This is a genomic window from Agarilytica rhodophyticola (genome assembly GCF_002157225.2).
GTDB lineage: Bacteria > Pseudomonadota > Gammaproteobacteria > Pseudomonadales > Cellvibrionaceae > Agarilytica > Agarilytica rhodophyticola.
On record NZ_CP020038.1, the window covers coordinates 3379842 to 3396080 of the forward strand.

The 16239-nt window shown below is 42.0% G+C and carries 13 protein-coding genes; 5 read left to right on the forward strand and 8 right to left on the reverse strand.

Translation table 11 applies throughout. The features are described 5' to 3' along the window. The first annotated feature begins 21 nt into the window (after nt 1–21). From nudC to sohB, 3 genes are read left to right on the forward strand one after another with little or no spacing between them, the layout of a single operon-like run. Entirely contained in the window at nt 22–834 is an 813-nt protein-coding gene (nudC, locus tag BVC89_RS14125) for an NAD(+) diphosphatase (protein WP_086931808.1), read from the forward strand. 3 nt (nt 835–837) lie between these two features. Next, on the forward strand, nt 838–1494 hold the full coding sequence (locus BVC89_RS14130) for a multidrug transporter (RefSeq protein ID WP_086931809.1): 657 nt from the start codon (nt 838–840) through the stop codon (nt 1492–1494). A 24-nt stretch (nt 1495–1518) separates the two neighbouring features. Continuing rightward, nucleotides 1519–2586: a protease SohB gene (sohB, locus tag BVC89_RS14135; protein ID WP_086931810.1), complete on the forward strand. Its 1068-nt coding sequence runs from the start codon at nt 1519–1521 to the stop codon at nt 2584–2586. A 452-nt stretch (nt 2587–3038) separates the two neighbouring features. Here the strand turns inward: sohB and BVC89_RS14140 are convergent, their stop codons facing one another. The 5 genes from BVC89_RS14140 to metH all read right to left on the reverse strand — a co-directional run bounded on the left by BVC89_RS14140 (nt 3039) and on the right by metH (nt 11146). After that, complete coding sequence (locus BVC89_RS14140) at nt 3039–4205, reverse strand: cation:proton antiporter domain-containing protein (protein WP_086931811.1); 1167 nt, start codon at nt 4203–4205, stop codon at nt 3039–3041. 224 nt (nt 4206–4429) lie between these two features. Next, the gene (locus tag BVC89_RS14145; RefSeq protein WP_158657940.1) at nt 4430–4927 is read right to left on the reverse strand and encodes a DUF934 domain-containing protein; all 498 of its coding nucleotides are present in this window, start codon (nt 4925–4927) and stop codon (nt 4430–4432) included. Continuing rightward, a complete protein-coding gene (locus BVC89_RS14150) occupies nt 4911–6575 on the reverse strand; it encodes a nitrite/sulfite reductase (RefSeq protein ID WP_086931813.1) in 1665 nt (554 codons plus the stop codon). The genes BVC89_RS14145 and BVC89_RS14150 overlap by 17 nt, the downstream gene beginning before the upstream one ends. A gap of 638 nt (nt 6576–7213) precedes the next feature. Further along, the gene (locus BVC89_RS14155) at nt 7214–7456 is read right to left on the reverse strand and encodes a DUF2970 domain-containing protein (protein WP_086931814.1); all 243 of its coding nucleotides are present in this window, start codon (nt 7454–7456) and stop codon (nt 7214–7216) included. Nucleotides 7457–7459: 3 nt separating this feature from the next. Then, the gene (metH, locus tag BVC89_RS14160) at nt 7460–11146 is read right to left on the reverse strand and encodes a methionine synthase (RefSeq protein WP_086931815.1); all 3687 of its coding nucleotides are present in this window, start codon (nt 11144–11146) and stop codon (nt 7460–7462) included. 359 nt (nt 11147–11505) lie between these two features. Here metH and nfuA point away from each other — a divergent pair, with 359 nt between their 5' ends. Both nfuA and BVC89_RS14170 read left to right on the forward strand, forming a co-directional pair. Beyond that, nucleotides 11506–12090 (forward strand): Fe-S biogenesis protein NfuA, encoded by a 585-nt coding sequence (gene nfuA, locus BVC89_RS14165; RefSeq protein ID WP_086931816.1) that lies wholly within the window; start codon nt 11506–11508, stop codon nt 12088–12090. Between the two features lie 245 nt (nt 12091–12335). Continuing rightward, nucleotides 12336–12527, forward strand: coding sequence for a hypothetical protein (locus BVC89_RS14170; protein WP_086931817.1), 192 nt, complete (start codon nt 12336–12338; stop codon nt 12525–12527). Here BVC89_RS14170 and BVC89_RS14175 read toward each other — a convergent pair. From BVC89_RS14175 to BVC89_RS14185, 3 genes are all read right to left on the reverse strand, one after another. Then, complete coding sequence (locus tag BVC89_RS14175; protein ID WP_216825140.1) at nt 12524–12982, reverse strand: DUF1565 domain-containing protein; 459 nt, start codon at nt 12980–12982, stop codon at nt 12524–12526. The genes BVC89_RS14170 and BVC89_RS14175 overlap by 4 nt on opposite strands. 514 nt (nt 12983–13496) lie before the next feature. Beyond that, complete coding sequence (locus tag BVC89_RS14180) at nt 13497–13904, reverse strand: hypothetical protein (RefSeq protein ID WP_086931819.1); 408 nt, start codon at nt 13902–13904, stop codon at nt 13497–13499. A 262-nt stretch (nt 13905–14166) separates the two neighbouring features. Further along, entirely contained in the window at nt 14167–15234 is a 1068-nt protein-coding gene (locus BVC89_RS14185) for a 3-deoxy-7-phosphoheptulonate synthase (protein WP_086931820.1), read from the reverse strand. Between the last annotated feature and the right edge of the window lie 1005 nt (nt 15235–16239).

Consider the following 16239-nt stretch of genomic DNA (forward strand, 5'->3'; position numbering starts at 1 on the left):
TGTGTTGAAGGTGTCGCTATTATGGTTTTTATTCCTGCCGAAACTAATATCTCAGGGGCTTCAGAAGACCTCTTTGTGGTCATTAATAAGACCCATATATTATGTGTAGAAAATAGTGCTTGGCGGCCGCTGTCTTCTTCAATGACAACGGCTTTAGGGCCCTATCATCACCGTCACTATCTGGGAACTTTGGACGGCGAGCATTGCTATGCTGTTTACTACGATCATCTTGATGCGCCCCAGGTGGAGGGGTTTCAATGGTATGGTCTGCGCCATCAGTTAGGCGCTTCCAGTGAAGAATATTTTCAGCTCGCGGGCAGAGCCTTACAATTGACGCGATGGTATTTAGAGCATCAATTTTGCGGTGTGTGTGGTAGCCCCACATCCACATCCAGTGTTGATCGCGCTCTTGTGTGTGAAAATTGCGAAGCACGTTTTTATCCGCGTATATCTCCTTGTGTAATTGGTTTGGTTAGGAAAGGGGATATGTGTCTATTAGCGCAAGGGGTCAAACACCCGCAAGGTTTGTATAGTACTTTGGCTGGATTTATTGAACCTGGTGAGTCTGCTGAGCAGGCCTTTGCGCGTGAAGTGGGAGAGGAAGTGGGTATTGAGATAAAAAATCTACGATACTTCGGCTCCCAGCCATGGCCATTTCCGGGACAACTTATGTTGGGCTTTACGGCAGATTATGCCGCCGGAGAAATATGCATCGACGATGACGAAATCGTTGATGCACAATGGTTTAGGGTAGATTCCCTGCCTAATATTCCACCTGTCAGCACTATTGCAGGAAGATTAATTCAAGATTTTGTTGAGCAAGTGAAAGGCTAAATCATGTTATTTGGAGCATTTGCAGCTGTTAATATCGTTATAGCACTTATTCTGCTGTATTTAGGTGCACGTGTTGCCGGTCGGTTTAAGTGGGTTCTCGCATGGATTCAAGGCAGTATAGGCCTTTGCTTGCTAGCAGCCGCCATCGTTTTTGGTTTATCCGGGTTGGACTTATTAAGTTACAAGCAAATGCTGCAGGATAAACCGATCCTTACTATTAGTTTCAAGCAGCAAGAAGAGCAGCACTATGTATCCACTCTGATGAATATAGAAGATGGTGTTGAGAAGAACTTCGATGTATACGGGGAGCAGTGGCAGATAGACGCTCGGGTAATTCGCTGGTCCGGCTTATTTGATATTTTAGGTGCCAAACCTGGCTATCGGCTTGAGCGTTTAAACGGTCGTTATCATTCTCTGGAAGATGAGCGTAGAAAAACGCGCTCAGTGCACCCACTTAGTAAAAGTGAATACGGCATCGACACCTGGATGTTAGTTCACAAAACTAACAATATGATCCCTTTGCTTGAAGCGACATACGGTAGTGCTGCTTATTTGCCTATGGCAGACGGCGCAATTTATCAGATTTCCCTTAGTCATAGCGGATTGGTGGCTAAGCCTATGAATCAAATAGCTGAAACTGCAATAAGCAGTTGGCAATAAATATTAATTTTAGAGGAATTTTTTTTGGAATACTTAATTCAGTATGCGCTCTTTTTGGCCAAAATTGTAACAGTTGTGGTGGCTATTGGCGTCGTTATTGCCCTGGTTGTATCTGCGGGTATGAAAAACCAAGGCAGAGGTGATAAGGGCCACCTTGAAGTGACGAAGTTGAATGACAAATTTGATGAGTTGGCCGATGTGGTTAAGGATGCCGTGTTGCCCGAACATGTGGTCAAGCTTGAAGAAAAAGATAAGAAAAAACGCGACAAAGAAGAAAAAAAGAAGCTTAAAGCGGCATTAAAGTCAAAAGGTGATACCGATAGTGATGAACAGCAACGTAAGCGGGTGTTTGTACTTGATTTTGTTGGAGATATCAAAGCTTCTGCTACAGATGAGTTGCGGGAAACTGTTACGGCTGTATTGAGCATCGCCAGTGACAAAGATGAAGTGGTGGTGCGTCTTGAGAGCCCTGGCGGTATGGTACACAGCTATGGTTTGGCCTCCAGCCAATTAAAACGTGTTACATCCAAGGGTTTAGCTCTAACCGTTTGTGTGGATAAAGTTGCCGCAAGCGGTGGTTATATGATGGCGTGTGTAGGCCAAAAAATTGTTTCAGCGCCTTTTGCCATCATCGGTTCTATTGGTGTCGTTGCTCAGCTACCAAACTTTCATCGCTTACTAAAAAAACATGATGTGGATTACGAGATGCTAACGGCTGGTGAATATAAGCGAACCTTAACAATGTTTGGCGAAAATACAGAAAAAGGCCGTGAAAAGTTTGTAGAAGACCTAGAAGATACGCATGTGTTGTTTAAGGATTTCATCGCGCAAAATCGCGAACAGGTAGATGTAGAGGCAGTGGCAACCGGTGAGACCTGGTTTGGTTCACGGGCCTTAGAAAAGAACCTGGTGGATGCTATCGAAACTTCTGACCAATATTTGTTAAATATGAAGGATGAAGCGGATATATTTGAAGTAGCATTTGTCAATAAGAAGTCGATCGCTGAAAAATTGGGTGTTAGTGCTGAAAAAGCAGTAGAACGTGCCATACTTAAAGTTGTGCAAAGCGTTAACAATCGAATCTTTAGCTAGCATTTTGACTGCGTCCCTTAGTTTTATGAAAGTTTTTATCCACTGATGTAATTTGTCGGGATAATTAATTAAAAATATCCATGACAAATGGACAAAATTAGGGGACAATAAGGCAAATGTGTGGATCTGTTTCTGCATTTGGTAAATCTTATTGCAAGCTTTTTGGTTTCTAAAGGAAATTAAGTGATGAGCATGAAAACAAAACTATTCAAGCGGTTAGCTATACCCCTTGTGCTCGCTGGCTTGTTAACTGGCTGTAATAGCTCTAGAGAGCCATTACTTGGATGCTGGTTGAAGGATTGCCATAACACTTCCAGTAAGCCTTGCAATCAAGATCGTGAGTCTGAAAACAAGAGATCTCTGCGTCTTATTGTATTTTGATATCGTTCTATCCATCTCACTGTATTGAACTTGTCTATCTGAAGCGCATATTCTAGCGCTTCATCAAAGCTCTAGTCTCTTCTTAACTTATCCGACACAGCAATAGGGTTGGGGAAGTTAAATGTTACAATATAACTTGAGATGATGAAGCTCAAAATCGCGGCACACTGAATAAGGACAGAAGTGGTTTCACCTATGACTCCTCTCTGGCTTGCAACAAACGCAATGAGTAGAGAAAACTCACTAATCTGCCCAAGTCTAAAGCTCATGTCCCAGGCTAGGGGGCGTTTCTCCCTTTGCTGCCTCAATAGAATAAAGAAAGAAATGGGTTTCACTGACAGCATTAATCCCGTGTAGAGCAGGGCTACTACAAGTATGTCCGGTAATAATGCAATATTAAGCTGAGCGCCAAGGGCAAAAAAGAATAGTACTAAGAAAAAGTCGCGCAGGGGTTTTAGATTAAGCGCTATGTACTGAGAGATAGGGCTCGTAGCTAGTGAAATGCCAGCAATAAATGCCCCAATCTCGGCAGATAGATGCATCATCTCTGCTATATGAGCTAAACCAAGACACCAACCTATAGCTAGTAGAAAGATATATTCATGGAAGCGATCAAATGTGCTTATGAGTTTGAAAAGTATGTAGCGGACAACTAAATAGGCTGCTGCGGCAAGTATAGGCAGTGCCAATAGTGCTGTAATAAGTGGTTTCGCTTCAACGGTGCCATTTGAGCCAGCAAGCAACACCAGGAGGCAAAAGATGGCAATAAAGTCTTGTACTAACAGAATGCCCACCATCAATTCACCTGCATGCTTATGATGTAACACTGTGGTAGGTAAGAGTTTGATGCCAATGATGGTGCTTGAGAACATGGATGCCATAGCTATTACAATGGCTTCCATTAGGGTAAATTGAAAAAGTAAGCCTATCGCCAAACCGATGGTGGCAAAGATCGCACAGCTGATTAAGGCAACACTGGTGGCCTTGCGCAATACCGAGAAGAGGGCGCTGGGCTGCATATCCAGACCAAGTAAAAAAAGTAGAAAGATAATGCCAATATGAGACGTTTCGGAGATGTAGCTGATATCTGTTATCACTTCAAAACCAAAAGGCCCTAATAGTACGCCCACGGCAATATAGGCAACCAGCAGTGGCTGACGAGTGTAAAGAGCAAATGATGCTATTAGCGCGGCGCCAGAGAAGATTAAAAAAAACGTTTCAAATACTTCTCCGCCCATTAGGCTCCTCGTTACACTTATTTTTCTTGTTTTTTATTATTCTACGTGAAGGGCTCAATGTTGTCTTATTGATTTCGCCAACCTTAATTGTGCCGACAAAACATATGTTAAGTTTTTATGTGATTGATAGGTCTATATTAGTAAAAAGCCAGATGTAAGCCAAATATTTGGCCTGAGTTTACACTAAGGCGCACTCAATGAATGCGCCTTTGATTATGAGCAATTTATACGCGACGCCGAAATAGCGGTTGCGGTTCATCGCAGGAGGCTTGATAGCTTTCACTGAAGTCAGAGAGACTTGCAATAGAAGATTCTATGTCGGCATCCTCTGGTAGTAAAAAAGCATTAACACCACAGCGTGAGAGGTAAAACAATTGGTCTTGTAAGAAGTTGCCGATGGCGCGCACTTCACCTGTAAAGTCTAGCTGATCCCTCACAACCCTGGCTTGCGAAAGGCTGCGACCGTCCATAAATGAGCCAATATTAAGTGCTACCAATGGGATTTTGGCAATATTAGCAGCCAAACTTTCGGCTTCGTCGTCACTATTCAGATAAACACCGCAATTTTGCAAGTTGATATCTGCTTGTTTGGCGGCGTCTTGAAAGCGTGCCAAAGAAAGTATGTATTTGCCGCTTGACAGTTTAGCCAAGTCAAAGCTGTCATCCTCAACTAGGTGCCATTCGTTAACTGCAAGTTCACCGTTTTTAATGAGCTTTTGCATAAACATACTCCTTAAATGGTTGAATACCAATGCGACGATATGTGTCGATAAACTCTTCGCCTTCAATACGCTTATCAGTATAGATTTTAAGTATTTTGCGCACAATCTCTGGCATTTCTTCCCGCGAGAATGACGGCCCTAGCACTTTGCCTAGTGACGCGTCGTTACCTTGGCTGCCACCGAGCTGAACCTGATAAAACTCTTCCCCTTTTTTGTCCACGCCGAGAATACCGATATGGCCAATATGATGATGACCACATGCGTTCATACAACCCGAAATATTAAGCTCCAGGTTACCCAGATCATAGATGTAATCTATGTCTTCAAAGTCTCGCTGAATGGCCTCGGCAACGGGAATGGACTTAGCGTTGGCAAGGGAGCAAAAATCTCCTCCCGGGCAGCAGATGAGATCCGTGAGGGTGCCGATATTAGGGGTAGCAAAGCCAAATTCACATAAAGATTGCCAGAGTGCAAAAAGCTCGTTTGCCTTAACGTCTGCCAGTACAATATTTTGTTGGTGCGTGGTGCGAACTTCGCCAAAAGAGTAACGCTCACAAAGCTCCGCTATGGCTTCAAGTTGCACATCGGTAAGATCCCCTGGTGCAACGCCAGTTGCCTTAAGTGATAGCGTGACAATGCGATAGCCCGCTACTCGATGATCTTTTACGTTGCGCTCAAGCCAGCGCGAGAAGGCCTTATCTTTCTCCGCCTGTGATTTTACTAGAGCAGCGTCAGCTTCTTCGACAAGTTGGCTGTATTCGGGTTCAGTGAAGAAGCTCTTTGCGCGCTTAATTTCTTTATCGGTCAATAAAGTTTGTGTGTCGCGAATACGTTCCCATTCTTCTTCTACTTTAGAAGCAAATGCTTCAGCTCCCATGGACTTAACTAGGATCTTGATACGTGCCTTGTACTTATTGTCGCGGCGACCGTTGAGGTTGTATATTCTTAAGATCGCTTCAAGATAGGTAAGAATATCTTTCTCAGGCAGAAATTCGCGAATCACACTTCCAATAACAGGGGTTCGCCCGAGGCCACCACCCACAAGAACTTTAAAGCCTGTAGCGCCGTTGTCTTTCTTAACTAGCTGTAGGCCAATATCATGAAAGTGGATAGCGGCCCTATCACCAACCGTGCCGCTGACAGCAATTTTAAATTTGCGTGGTAAAAAAGCGAACTCAGGATGAAGTGTCGACCACTGACGAATAATTTCACAGTAGGGGCGGGGATCGATAATCTCGTCCTTTGCAACGCCTGCGAATTGATCCGAGGTGACGTTACGAATACAGTTGCCACTTGTTTGTATTGCGTGCATCTCAACTTCTTCAAGCTCAGACAATATATCTGGTACTTCTTCTAATTGCGGCCAGTTAAGCTGGATGTTTTGCCGAGTCGTTACGTGGCAATAGCCTTTATCGTAATGGCGGCAGATATGAGCAAGGCGCCTCAGTTGCACAGCATTGAGCATCCCATATGGTACGGCAATTCTGAGCATCGGTGCTAGGCGTTGAACGTAGAGACCATTTTGCAAACGCAAAGGGAGGAACTCTTCCTCTTTTAACTGACCGGCAAGATAACGTTCGGTTTGTCTTTGAAACTGCTGAACACGTTCTTTTACAATTTTGTGGTCATGTTCGTCGTAAACGTACATGTGTAATTAATACCCCTAATGGTTGACATACGGCGGGTCGTACTGAAAATGAGGCGGAATAATACAGCAAACAGCAAATGACAGCGAGTGTTATAAAGTAACAACTCCCTATAAATTAATATTTTATTGTCACATTAATATAACTTTATGTTTTATATAACATATAAATATAAAGCTCTTAGAAGAATTTTATCTAATTATCAAATAAAAGCTTGATAATTATTGTTAGCTGGGGTCAAATCGATTCTTGAACAGCTCTTCAGTTGTTTTTCTTGCATAAATGATACTTTTTACTTCGAGTAAGCATAAAGCAGCTAAATAATTGGATGAAATATGTTCTATCTCATACTCTGAGTTCTCATATTTTAAGAAAGAACAACAACGTACCCTATAAAAACTACAACGTACCAAAAGTTAGGAGGATAAGATGGACGACGATATTCAAATGATGGAACACGGTGATAGTATTGCTGATGCAGTTGCTGCAGTCGCATTGATTTTGATTTTTGTAACAACCTGCGTTTTTTGGATTAGTGGCCAGTAGGGCTGTTTTAGTAAAGACCTAATCTTAGTTTATTTATGGCAGTGGTTCTGCCATAAATAAATCCAACTATTTCTTCTCTTCATTTATCTCATTTCTATTCTGCCAATGCGATTTTGGCGATAAAAATAAGGCACGCGAGAAAGATAACAGTAAAAACAATGCCTGCGACAATGTAGGGAAAGGGACTTGAGGTAGCAAAATCTTTTTCTAAATTCTTGTCGTTTTGTACACCTACTGCGGCCGCTAGGGTCGACATTATCAGGCTCCCGTAGCTGACTTTGTTGCTAGCACCGCTGCCTTGTTTCCCGCCTTCATCATGGTTCTCTTGTTTGCTCATTATTTAATACTCGTAATCCAAGTTTGACTGCAACCAACGCTCCATTTGTTGAAGTGGTATTCCTTTTCTATTAGCGAGGGATTCTACTTGATCCTTGCCAATTTTTCCCGTGTTAAAATATTGGCTTTCTGGGTGGGCAAAGTACCAGCCAGATACTGCGGCGGCAGGATACATTGCATAATGTTCTGTTAGCTTAACACCAATTTCTTCACTGGCATCGAGCAACTTAAATAAGGTGTCTTTTTCAGTATGATCCGGGCATGCGGGGTAGCCTGGTGCTGGGCGTATGCCGCGGTAACGTTCTTTGATTAAGTCTTCATTGACGAGGGTTTCTTCACTGTCGTATCCCCAGAATTCTCTGCGCACACGCTCGTGCAAATGTTCGGCAAAAGCTTCTGCCAAACGATCTGCTAGTGCTTTTACCATGATGGCAGAGTAATCGTCTTGCTTTTCTTCATAAGATTGAGCAAGCTCCTCAGCACCAATACCAGCGGTCACTACAAAACCTCCCATATAGTCATCTTTATCGAGTTCTTGTGGAACGATAAAGTCCGCTAATGAAGGGTATATGTCTTTGCCATTTTTTGATATCTGTTGGCGAATATGATGACAAGTGGCCAAAGGCTGGTTATTTTTGTCAAATAAGGCAATGTCATCATTATTAACTGTTTGTGCCTTCCAAAAGCCGAAAACGGCCTTTGCTTCTAAGCGTTTGTTATCAATTATGTCTTTTAGCAGGGTTTGCGCATCATTGAATAGATTCGTTGCAGCTTCACCCACCACTTCGTCCTGCAGAATTTTGGGATATTTCCCAGCAAGATCCCAACTGATAAAGAAAGGAGTCCAATCAATATACTCTATGAGATTTTCAAGAGGGTATTGGTGCAAGACCTTTTTACCAAGAAATTGAGGTGTTGGCGCCACATAATCACTCCAATCGATTCGACGCTTATGTTCAATGGCCTGCGGATAGGGCAAGGCTGTGCGTTTGGAAGTCTTATTCGCTCGGCGCTGTCTAATCACTTCATATTCGTCTTTGGCAGCACCGACAAAGTTGTCGTATTCCTCAGAAAGCAAGCTGGTGGCTACACCTACAGCACGGGAAGCATCGGCAACATAAATCGCTTGATTGAGATTAAATTGAGGATCGATCTTGACGGCTGTATGTGCTTTTGAGGTGGTAGCACCGCCAATAAGCAATGGAATATTAATACCTTGTCGCTCCATTTCTTTGGCGACAAACACCATTTCATCCAGTGACGGCGTGATTAAGCCTGATAGGCCAATGATATCGCATTTTTCTTCAATGGCGGTTTGCAATATTTTTTCGCAGGGTACCATCACGCCCAGATCGACAATTTCAAAATTATTACAACCTAGAACCACACCGACAATATTCTTACCGATGTCATGCACGTCTCCCTTTACCGTGGCCATAAGAATTTTGCCGTTAGACTGGCTGTCGCCATCTTTTTCTTCTTCAATAAATGGTTGTAGATAGGAGACTGCTTGTTTCATTACGCGCGCGGATTTTACCACCTGCGGCAAAAACATCTTGCCGGCACCAAATAAATCTCCCACCACATTCATGCCATCCATCAATGGCCCTTCAATAACATCCAAAGGCCGAGGCAAGTTTTGTCTTGCTTCTTCAGTATCCTCAATAATATGGCTGGTAATACCTTTGACAAGGGCATGAGCGATACGACTTTCCACACTTTCTGAGCGCCAAGCGAGGTCTTCTTTTTTGCTGCCAGTTTTACCATCACCACGAAAGGTTTCTGCAATGTCTAGTAAAGCTTCGGTACTGTCTTCTGAGCGATTGAGGATGACATCTTCCACTTTATTACGCAGTTCTTGGGGAAGTTCGTCATAGATAGCCAGTTGTCCGGCATTGACGATACCCATATTCATGCCTGCCTTGATAGCGTGAAAAAGAAACACAGAATGAATAGCTTCACGCACCGGGTTATTGCCACGAAAAGAGAAGGACACATTACTAACACCGCCAGATATACCTGCATGAGGTAGATTTTCTTTTATCCAACGGGTGGCTTCAATAAAGTCTACGGCATAATTATTATGCTCTTCTATTCCCGTCGCGACGGCAAATATGTTCGGGTCAAAGATAATGTCTTCAGCGGGGAAACCCACCTTCTGGGTAAGTATTTGATAGGAGCGTTGACAGATTTCTTTTTTTCGAGCGGCAGTGTCCGCTTGGCCTTCTTCGTCAAATGCCATCACGATAATGGCGGCACCATACTTTTTACACAGCTGTGCTTTTTCTATAAAGTCTTCTTCGCCTTCTTTTAAGCTAATAGAGTTAACAATAGGTTTGCCCTGAATGCAGCGCAGCCCTGCTTCAATAACGTCCCATTTGGAGCTGTCTACCATGATAGGGACGCGTGAAATATCGGGCTCACTGGCGACTAAATTTAAAAATGTAACGATGGCATTTTTTGCGTCCAGCATGCCTTCGTCCATGTTAATGTCGATAACCTGTGCACCATCTTCCACTTGCTGAGCGGCAACTTCAAGGGCGGTGCTGTAATCCCCTTCAAGAATAAGACGTTTAAAACGCGCAGAACCGGTAACGTTACAACGCTCACCCACGTTAACAAAAAGCGAATCTTCGGTGATGTTAAAAGGCTCGAGTCCAGATAAGCGGCAGGCAGGTTCTACTACTGGTATTTCTCTTGGAGGGAAGGGGGCAACCGTTTCGGCGATGGCGCGAATATGTGCTGGCGATGTGCCGCAACAACCACCGACAATATTTAAATAGCCTCGCTCTGCGAAGGACTTGATAATAGCGGCCATTTCTTCATCTGTTTGGTCATATTCTCCGAACTCGTTGGGTAGGCCGGCATTGGGGTGAGCAGAAACATGCGCATTGGCAACTCGGGATAATTCGGCAATATAAGGCGTTAACTCTTTTGCCCCTAACGCACAGTTTAAGCCTATGGACAGGGGATGGGCGTGTGCTAGAGAATTGTAAAAAGCTTCTGTTGTCTGTCCTGATAGAGTCCTACCGGAGCTATCGGTAATAGTGCCGGAAATCATAATGGGTAGCTCGTAGCCAATACTGTCGAACAATTCGAACACAGCAAAGACCGCCGCTTTGGCATTGAGCGTATCGAAAATAGTTTCGATCAATAATATGTCTGCACCTCCATCAACCAGACCGCGACCAGCTTCAATATAATTCTCCACTAGTTCTTGGTAAGTAACATTACGAGCACCTGGATCATTAACATCGGGCGAGATGGTGGCGGTTCTGCTCGTCGGTCCAAGGACGCCGGCGACAAAGCGGGGTTTTTCCGGTGTCGAGCGGCTATCGGCAGCTTCACGTGCGACCTCGGCAGAAGCTTTGTTCAGCTCGTAAACAATGGACTCAAGCGAATAATCTGCTTGAGAGATGCGTGTTGCGTTAAAAGTGTTGGTTTCAATAATATCCGAGCCTGCGTCCAGGTATTCAAGGTGGATATGTTTAATGACATCTGGCCGCGTAATTGACAGTAGATCATTATTACCGGCGAGATCTTGGTGATGATCGGAAAATCGCTCTCCACGATAATCTGCTTCCCCAAGCTTGAAACCTTGGATCATGGTACCCATTGCCCCATCCAATACTAAAATACGTTCTGACAATGCTTTTTTGAGTGCAGCTTGAGCATCTGAATTAGGGGCCATTGAATATCCTAGGTGTATGTGTTGTTCAATTAATCTGGTTTTAAATATCAGGTCAACCCGTCTTTATAGCCCGGTAGCCTTACGCGCAAACAGGTTGCCTATATTTATTTGGGCTTATATTGGGGGATTACAAATGAATACGATATTATCCGTTAGCAACTGCTCGCAATTTATACCCTGGTATCTATATCAAAATATTTTGATGTAGTTTAGCAGAACTAAATCCCTAAACTAAAGCCTTCTTAATATATAAAAGCTGGACAACCGTTAAAGACGATAAGCTATTCAACTCTGTTAAAAAATCCCGTAGAATAATAACCGACGAATTTACTTGGTTATTATGAGGTCTCTTACTCTCAATGTTAAATGTAACGATCACTGAATCAGCCCAGGGTTATTTGCGAGAATTATTGGAAAAACAAGATGTCGAAGATATTGGCATTCGAATGTTTGTCGCAAATCCCGGTACTCCTCAAGCTGAGACATGTATTGCTTATTCTCGTCCAGGTGAGCATGAAGAATCAGACACTGTACTTGCCCTAGATGGTTTCAATGCTTACTTTGAAGAGAGAAGCATCCCTTATCTTGATGAAGCAAAAGTAGATTACTCCCCGGATAAAATGGGAGGGCAGCTCACCATTCGCGCACCAAATTCAAAAATGCCAAAGATCTCCGACGATAGCTCTATCGAAGACAAGGTTAACTACATTCTCTACAACGATATTAATCCAGGCTTAGCTTCACATGGCGGTAATGTTAGTTTAGTTGAAATTACTGATGATATGCATGCAGTTTTGCGTTTTGGCGGCGGTTGCCAAGGCTGTAGTGCAGTTGATATGACACTTAAACAAGGCGTTGAGAAAACCTTACGAGAAAAATTGCCAGAAATTCTTGGTGTAAGGGATATGACTGATCACAGTGATCGCTCGGGTGCCTACTACTAGTTTGTCGGAATAGAAAAAGTCAAAAATAAAAAGATAAGAGCAAGCTAAGAAATAGCTAAACCGTATACTACTAGAATTTTTTCTTTGTCTAAAAAAGCCAATCTTAGTGATTGGCTTTTTTGCTTAATCCTCAAGCTTTTTAGGGCTTAAGTGGATCGAGTCTGCCCAACAATATAGAGCTCAATACTAGAAGTAGAAGCCAGTCCACGCTGCCGCCACCGCTTTTAGTACCTGGAATCAACCCTTTGTTTACGGGCGCAGCGTTTTCCGGTACGGGAGGTAAGGTGAGATCTGGTATTGGAGTGATTTCAGGTGTGGGTGTCACTACCACTGTAGGGCTAGCCGTAGGTGTTGCAACTGGTGTCGGCGCGAAACTGGGGGTAGGCAGTGGGGACGGCGTCACTGTTGGTGCTTGTGTAATAGTGGGACTTGGTTAGGCACCTTGGCCGACATTGGCTGGGCTTCCACCGGTGCTGCGTTTGGAATTAAGAGTAAATGGATCGCCATCTGTATTGTTTGGCCAGCGAGCTAAGTCCAGAGCTGTTGCTCTGTGCATCACAAAGTTCTCTTGGCCTAAATCCCAGTCAACGGATGTCTTATAAACAGGGCCTGAGTCTACAGTCCAACCATTGAGTGCCTGCATGGCGGTAATGATAACTTTTTCATTTTGATATGATTGAAAAATAATAGGTTCTGAAGCTTTACCTGAACGGGCTGGCCTAAGTGTTTCTTCATATGTACCTTCACGAATAAAAACAATATCCCCTGCATCTGCAACATTTGCTGCCTTACCAATCGTTTTATAAGGTGCATTAATAGTTCCCGCAGCATTATCATTTCCCTTTGGCGAGACATATAAAGCCTTCGCTGAGGATCCCAGAGAAAGCGGCAATAATATTGAAATTAATGCGCTATAGAAAATGTGTTCTTCATATTGTTGATGACTTAGACGAGTTTTTAGTGATAGCGACTTTTTACAAGTAGAGTCACGAGTGATGATTTTTATAAATAATGTAAAATTATGCGCTATGAAAGTATGGGGGTTAGGACTTGTTCCACAAAAATATAAATAATCTTTCGCAATGTGGTTTATATCGTTTTTTTACTTGAATTAAACCGGCAGCGTGTTTTTTTGGGGGGCTTTTTTATAAAGTAAGTGAAAAGATATTTTTAATTTAGGCTTTTCGCAAACGTACTTTCCACCAGCGAAAAAAGACGTAGTGTTTTTTATTTATGTGTAAATCTTTTTCGGGTAAGAGAAAATACTTCAACTTTGGGTAGAAAGTTAGTGATTGTGATATGTATGTGATGGAGCAGCGGTGCGATGCTAGCTGAACAGTAGAAATGTGTCTTTATAAATTTTATCTGGCCTGTCCAGCTACTATTTCTTTCGTGTTTCAATAGATTTAGGCATTGCCAATAAGCATGCCGCTGTGATCAAACAACGTTCTTATAAAGTTTTTTTGTTCTACATCTTTAATTGTATTAATGTGGAAATCTTTGATTTGTTCATCTTGCCAGTTGATAGTAAAGCTAGCAAACTCAGGACTAGTGAGTGTTTGTTGCGAATAAATAAATACCTTAGCACGTTCATGACAAGTTTCCATAATTTGGTAAACTTCATTCATAAAATCACTCAAGGCAGTTTTATTTGCAAGCTTTGAATTTATGTTCGCAGAGAGAAATATATAGTCATAACTAGAAAGTTGGGCATAGCGCAGTTCAGCCCAATGTGAAGCTGGATCGTGAGGTTCTCCTAAAATTGTATAGATATCAGTTTGTTGTTGTGGAGCGGATAGTATTGCAGACTTCATGATTCAGGTTGCCTTTATATTCACACTTGAACTTGATGAAAAAATTGATCAAGTAGTAAGTTAGCTTATCAACCAAATGTCTAAAAATCTATACTTTAAATGCTCTTATAGTATATCGATTTCCTATCAATGTTTAACAATAACCTAACAAAAAAGTATGATTTAATTCGATAGAAGCGATTTTTTGAGTGTTGTCAGAGAAGAGAGAATGAATAAGATAAATCCATCGCTTTACTGCGACGGATTTATCCGATTTTACCAATTATTTTATTCTGGATTTAAGTGCTGATCTGAGTTTCTCAGCAGTATTTAAAAGTGCCTCTTCGGTTGTTTGCCAGTCAATACAAGCATCTGTGATTGAAACGCCATATTCAAGATCGTTGAGATCACTTGGAATTTTCTGGTTACCTGCTCCGATGTTGCTTTCCATCATTATGCCGATAATAGAACGGTTGCCTTCGAGTATTTGGTTGACAACATTTTCCAGTACTAGCGTCTGCAGTTCATGGTTTTTATTGGAATTCGCATGACTACAATCAATCATAATATTGGGTGTAATAGCATGCTTTTCCAACTCTTTTTCGCACATAGCGACGCTCACTGAGTCATAGTTTGGACGACCATTACCGCCACGTAAAACTACATGGCCATAAGGGTTACCACGAGTGTGGATAATAGCCACTGAACCATCGCTATTGATTCCTAAAAAGCGGTGGGGGTTAGATACAGATTGCAGTGCGTTAATCGCTACGGTTAAACCTCCATCGGTACCATTTTTAAATCCTACAGCTGAAGACAGACCACTAGCCATTTCTCTATGTGTTTGCGATTCTGTTGTTCTTGCTCCAATAGCAGACCAACAGATCAAATCTTGTAGGTATTGGGGAGAAATAGGATCGAGTGCCTCGGTAGCACAAGGTAGTCCAATTTCAGCAATATCGAGTAGTAATTTTCTCCCTACATGAAGACCCTCTTGTATTTTAAAAGAGTCGTTAAGATAGGGATCATTAATTAATCCTTTCCAGCCTACAGTCGTACGAGGCTTTTCGAAATAAACACGCATTACAATGTAGAGGGTATCGCCGACTTTATCTGCTAGGGCTTTCAATCGTTTCGCATAGTCAATTGCAGCCTTGGTATCGTGTATAGAACAGGGGCCTATAACAACAATTAGTCGCTCATCTTTGCGATCGAGAATATTGCGCACGCTATTGCGGCCTTCCGTTACCACTTGCGATGCTATATCGCTAATTGGCAACTCATCTTTAAGTTGTTGTGGGGTCACAAGGATTTCTTGTGATACTACATTAAGATTGTCTACTTTTGCCATGATGTGTTGTACCAAACTAGTGCTGAAGTTTTCGGGGGCATTATTGTAATAGAAAAACAGTTTACATTGTTTTCTATATTTTAAAATTTACTCAAGCATTTTATTCCTGACTTTTAGGTCAGCTAATTGAAAGATGAAAATTGACTTGTCCGATAGATGATATGCTCGTGTTTTTCCACCTAAAATTGCTATAGTTTTGTCATTAAAAATATTATTCTTATTCGTTATATTTAATTTTAATTTGTATGTTATTTTTTGCGTCATTTTAAATAAAATTATGCCTTATAAAAACCTTGATTTTTGACAAATTTGTTACTAAGAGGCTTCATGGGTTAGCGCACGCTAACTTTTTATGCACATACCTCAACAAAACTAATTGGAAGGGGCTAATTTGCGCCATATTGCCTTTTTTTTACGGAAAGAACCTATAAAAATACAATAACTTATTGATAAATAAGAAAAAATAGAAAGAGGTTAAAAAATAGTCGATCCGAGAGAGAACTAGACATAATCGGTATTAGCGTTGTTTTTCAGAGGCCTATCCACCAACTTATCCACAGGAAATGTGGAAAACATCCCAGAAATAAAAATGTCATATGTAATTTAAGTGCAACCTTTGGGCTGTAATGCTTAGAGCTGCCTTTTTTATAACTGATAATTTGTAGAAGTAGCGTTTTTAGAGAGGAATGGCGACAAAGATGATGAATTTGGTTATATCTTTTCGCGTCAAAAATATGACGCATGCTGTCGTCACAGTAAAGGAAATATTACGGACATATAATTGTCAAAAATATAAATTTTGTGTTTTTTTTATACTGATCTGTGCTTTTACTATGTGTATAAAAAAAGTTTAGTATCTGCATAAAAAAAGCCCGACGTTTCTGGGGGATACCGTCGGGCTAGGACCATTAGGAGTGAAACATCAAGGATAAACATCCTCAACTGGCTAACAAGTAGCCTCTGACGACAGTTAACACTTGGGGGGGATGTTTGCCATCAGATAAC

Bases quoted from the DNA above. Each gene is read 5' to 3' on its own strand.
- nudC (WP_086931808.1), top strand. From the start codon at position 22: ATGGTTTTTATTCCTGCCGAAACTAATATCTCAGGGGCTTCAGAAGAC.
- BVC89_RS14130 (WP_086931809.1), top strand. From the start codon at position 838: ATGTTATTTGGAGCATTTGCAGCTGTTAATATCGTTATAGCACTTATT.
- BVC89_RS14140 (WP_086931811.1), bottom strand. From the start codon at position 4,205: ATGGGCGGAGAAGTATTTGAAACGTTTTTTTTAATCTTCTCTGGCGCC.
- BVC89_RS14145 (WP_158657940.1), bottom strand. From the start codon at position 4,927: ATGCAAAAGCTCATTAAAAACGGTGAACTTGCAGTTAACGAATGGCAC.
- BVC89_RS14150 (WP_086931813.1), bottom strand. From the start codon at position 6,575: ATGTACGTTTACGACGAACATGACCACAAAATTGTAAAAGAACGTGTT.
- BVC89_RS14155 (WP_086931814.1), bottom strand. From the start codon at position 7,456: ATGAGCAAACAAGAGAACCATGATGAAGGCGGGAAACAAGGCAGCGGT.
- metH (WP_086931815.1), bottom strand. From the start codon at position 11,146: ATGGCCCCTAATTCAGATGCTCAAGCTGCACTCAAAAAAGCATTGTCA.
- nfuA (WP_086931816.1), top strand. From the start codon at position 11,506: ATGTTAAATGTAACGATCACTGAATCAGCCCAGGGTTATTTGCGAGAA.
- BVC89_RS14180 (WP_086931819.1), bottom strand. From the start codon at position 13,904: ATGAAGTCTGCAATACTATCCGCTCCACAACAACAAACTGATATCTAT.
- BVC89_RS14185 (WP_086931820.1), bottom strand. From the start codon at position 15,234: ATGGCAAAAGTAGACAATCTTAATGTAGTATCACAAGAAATCCTTGTG.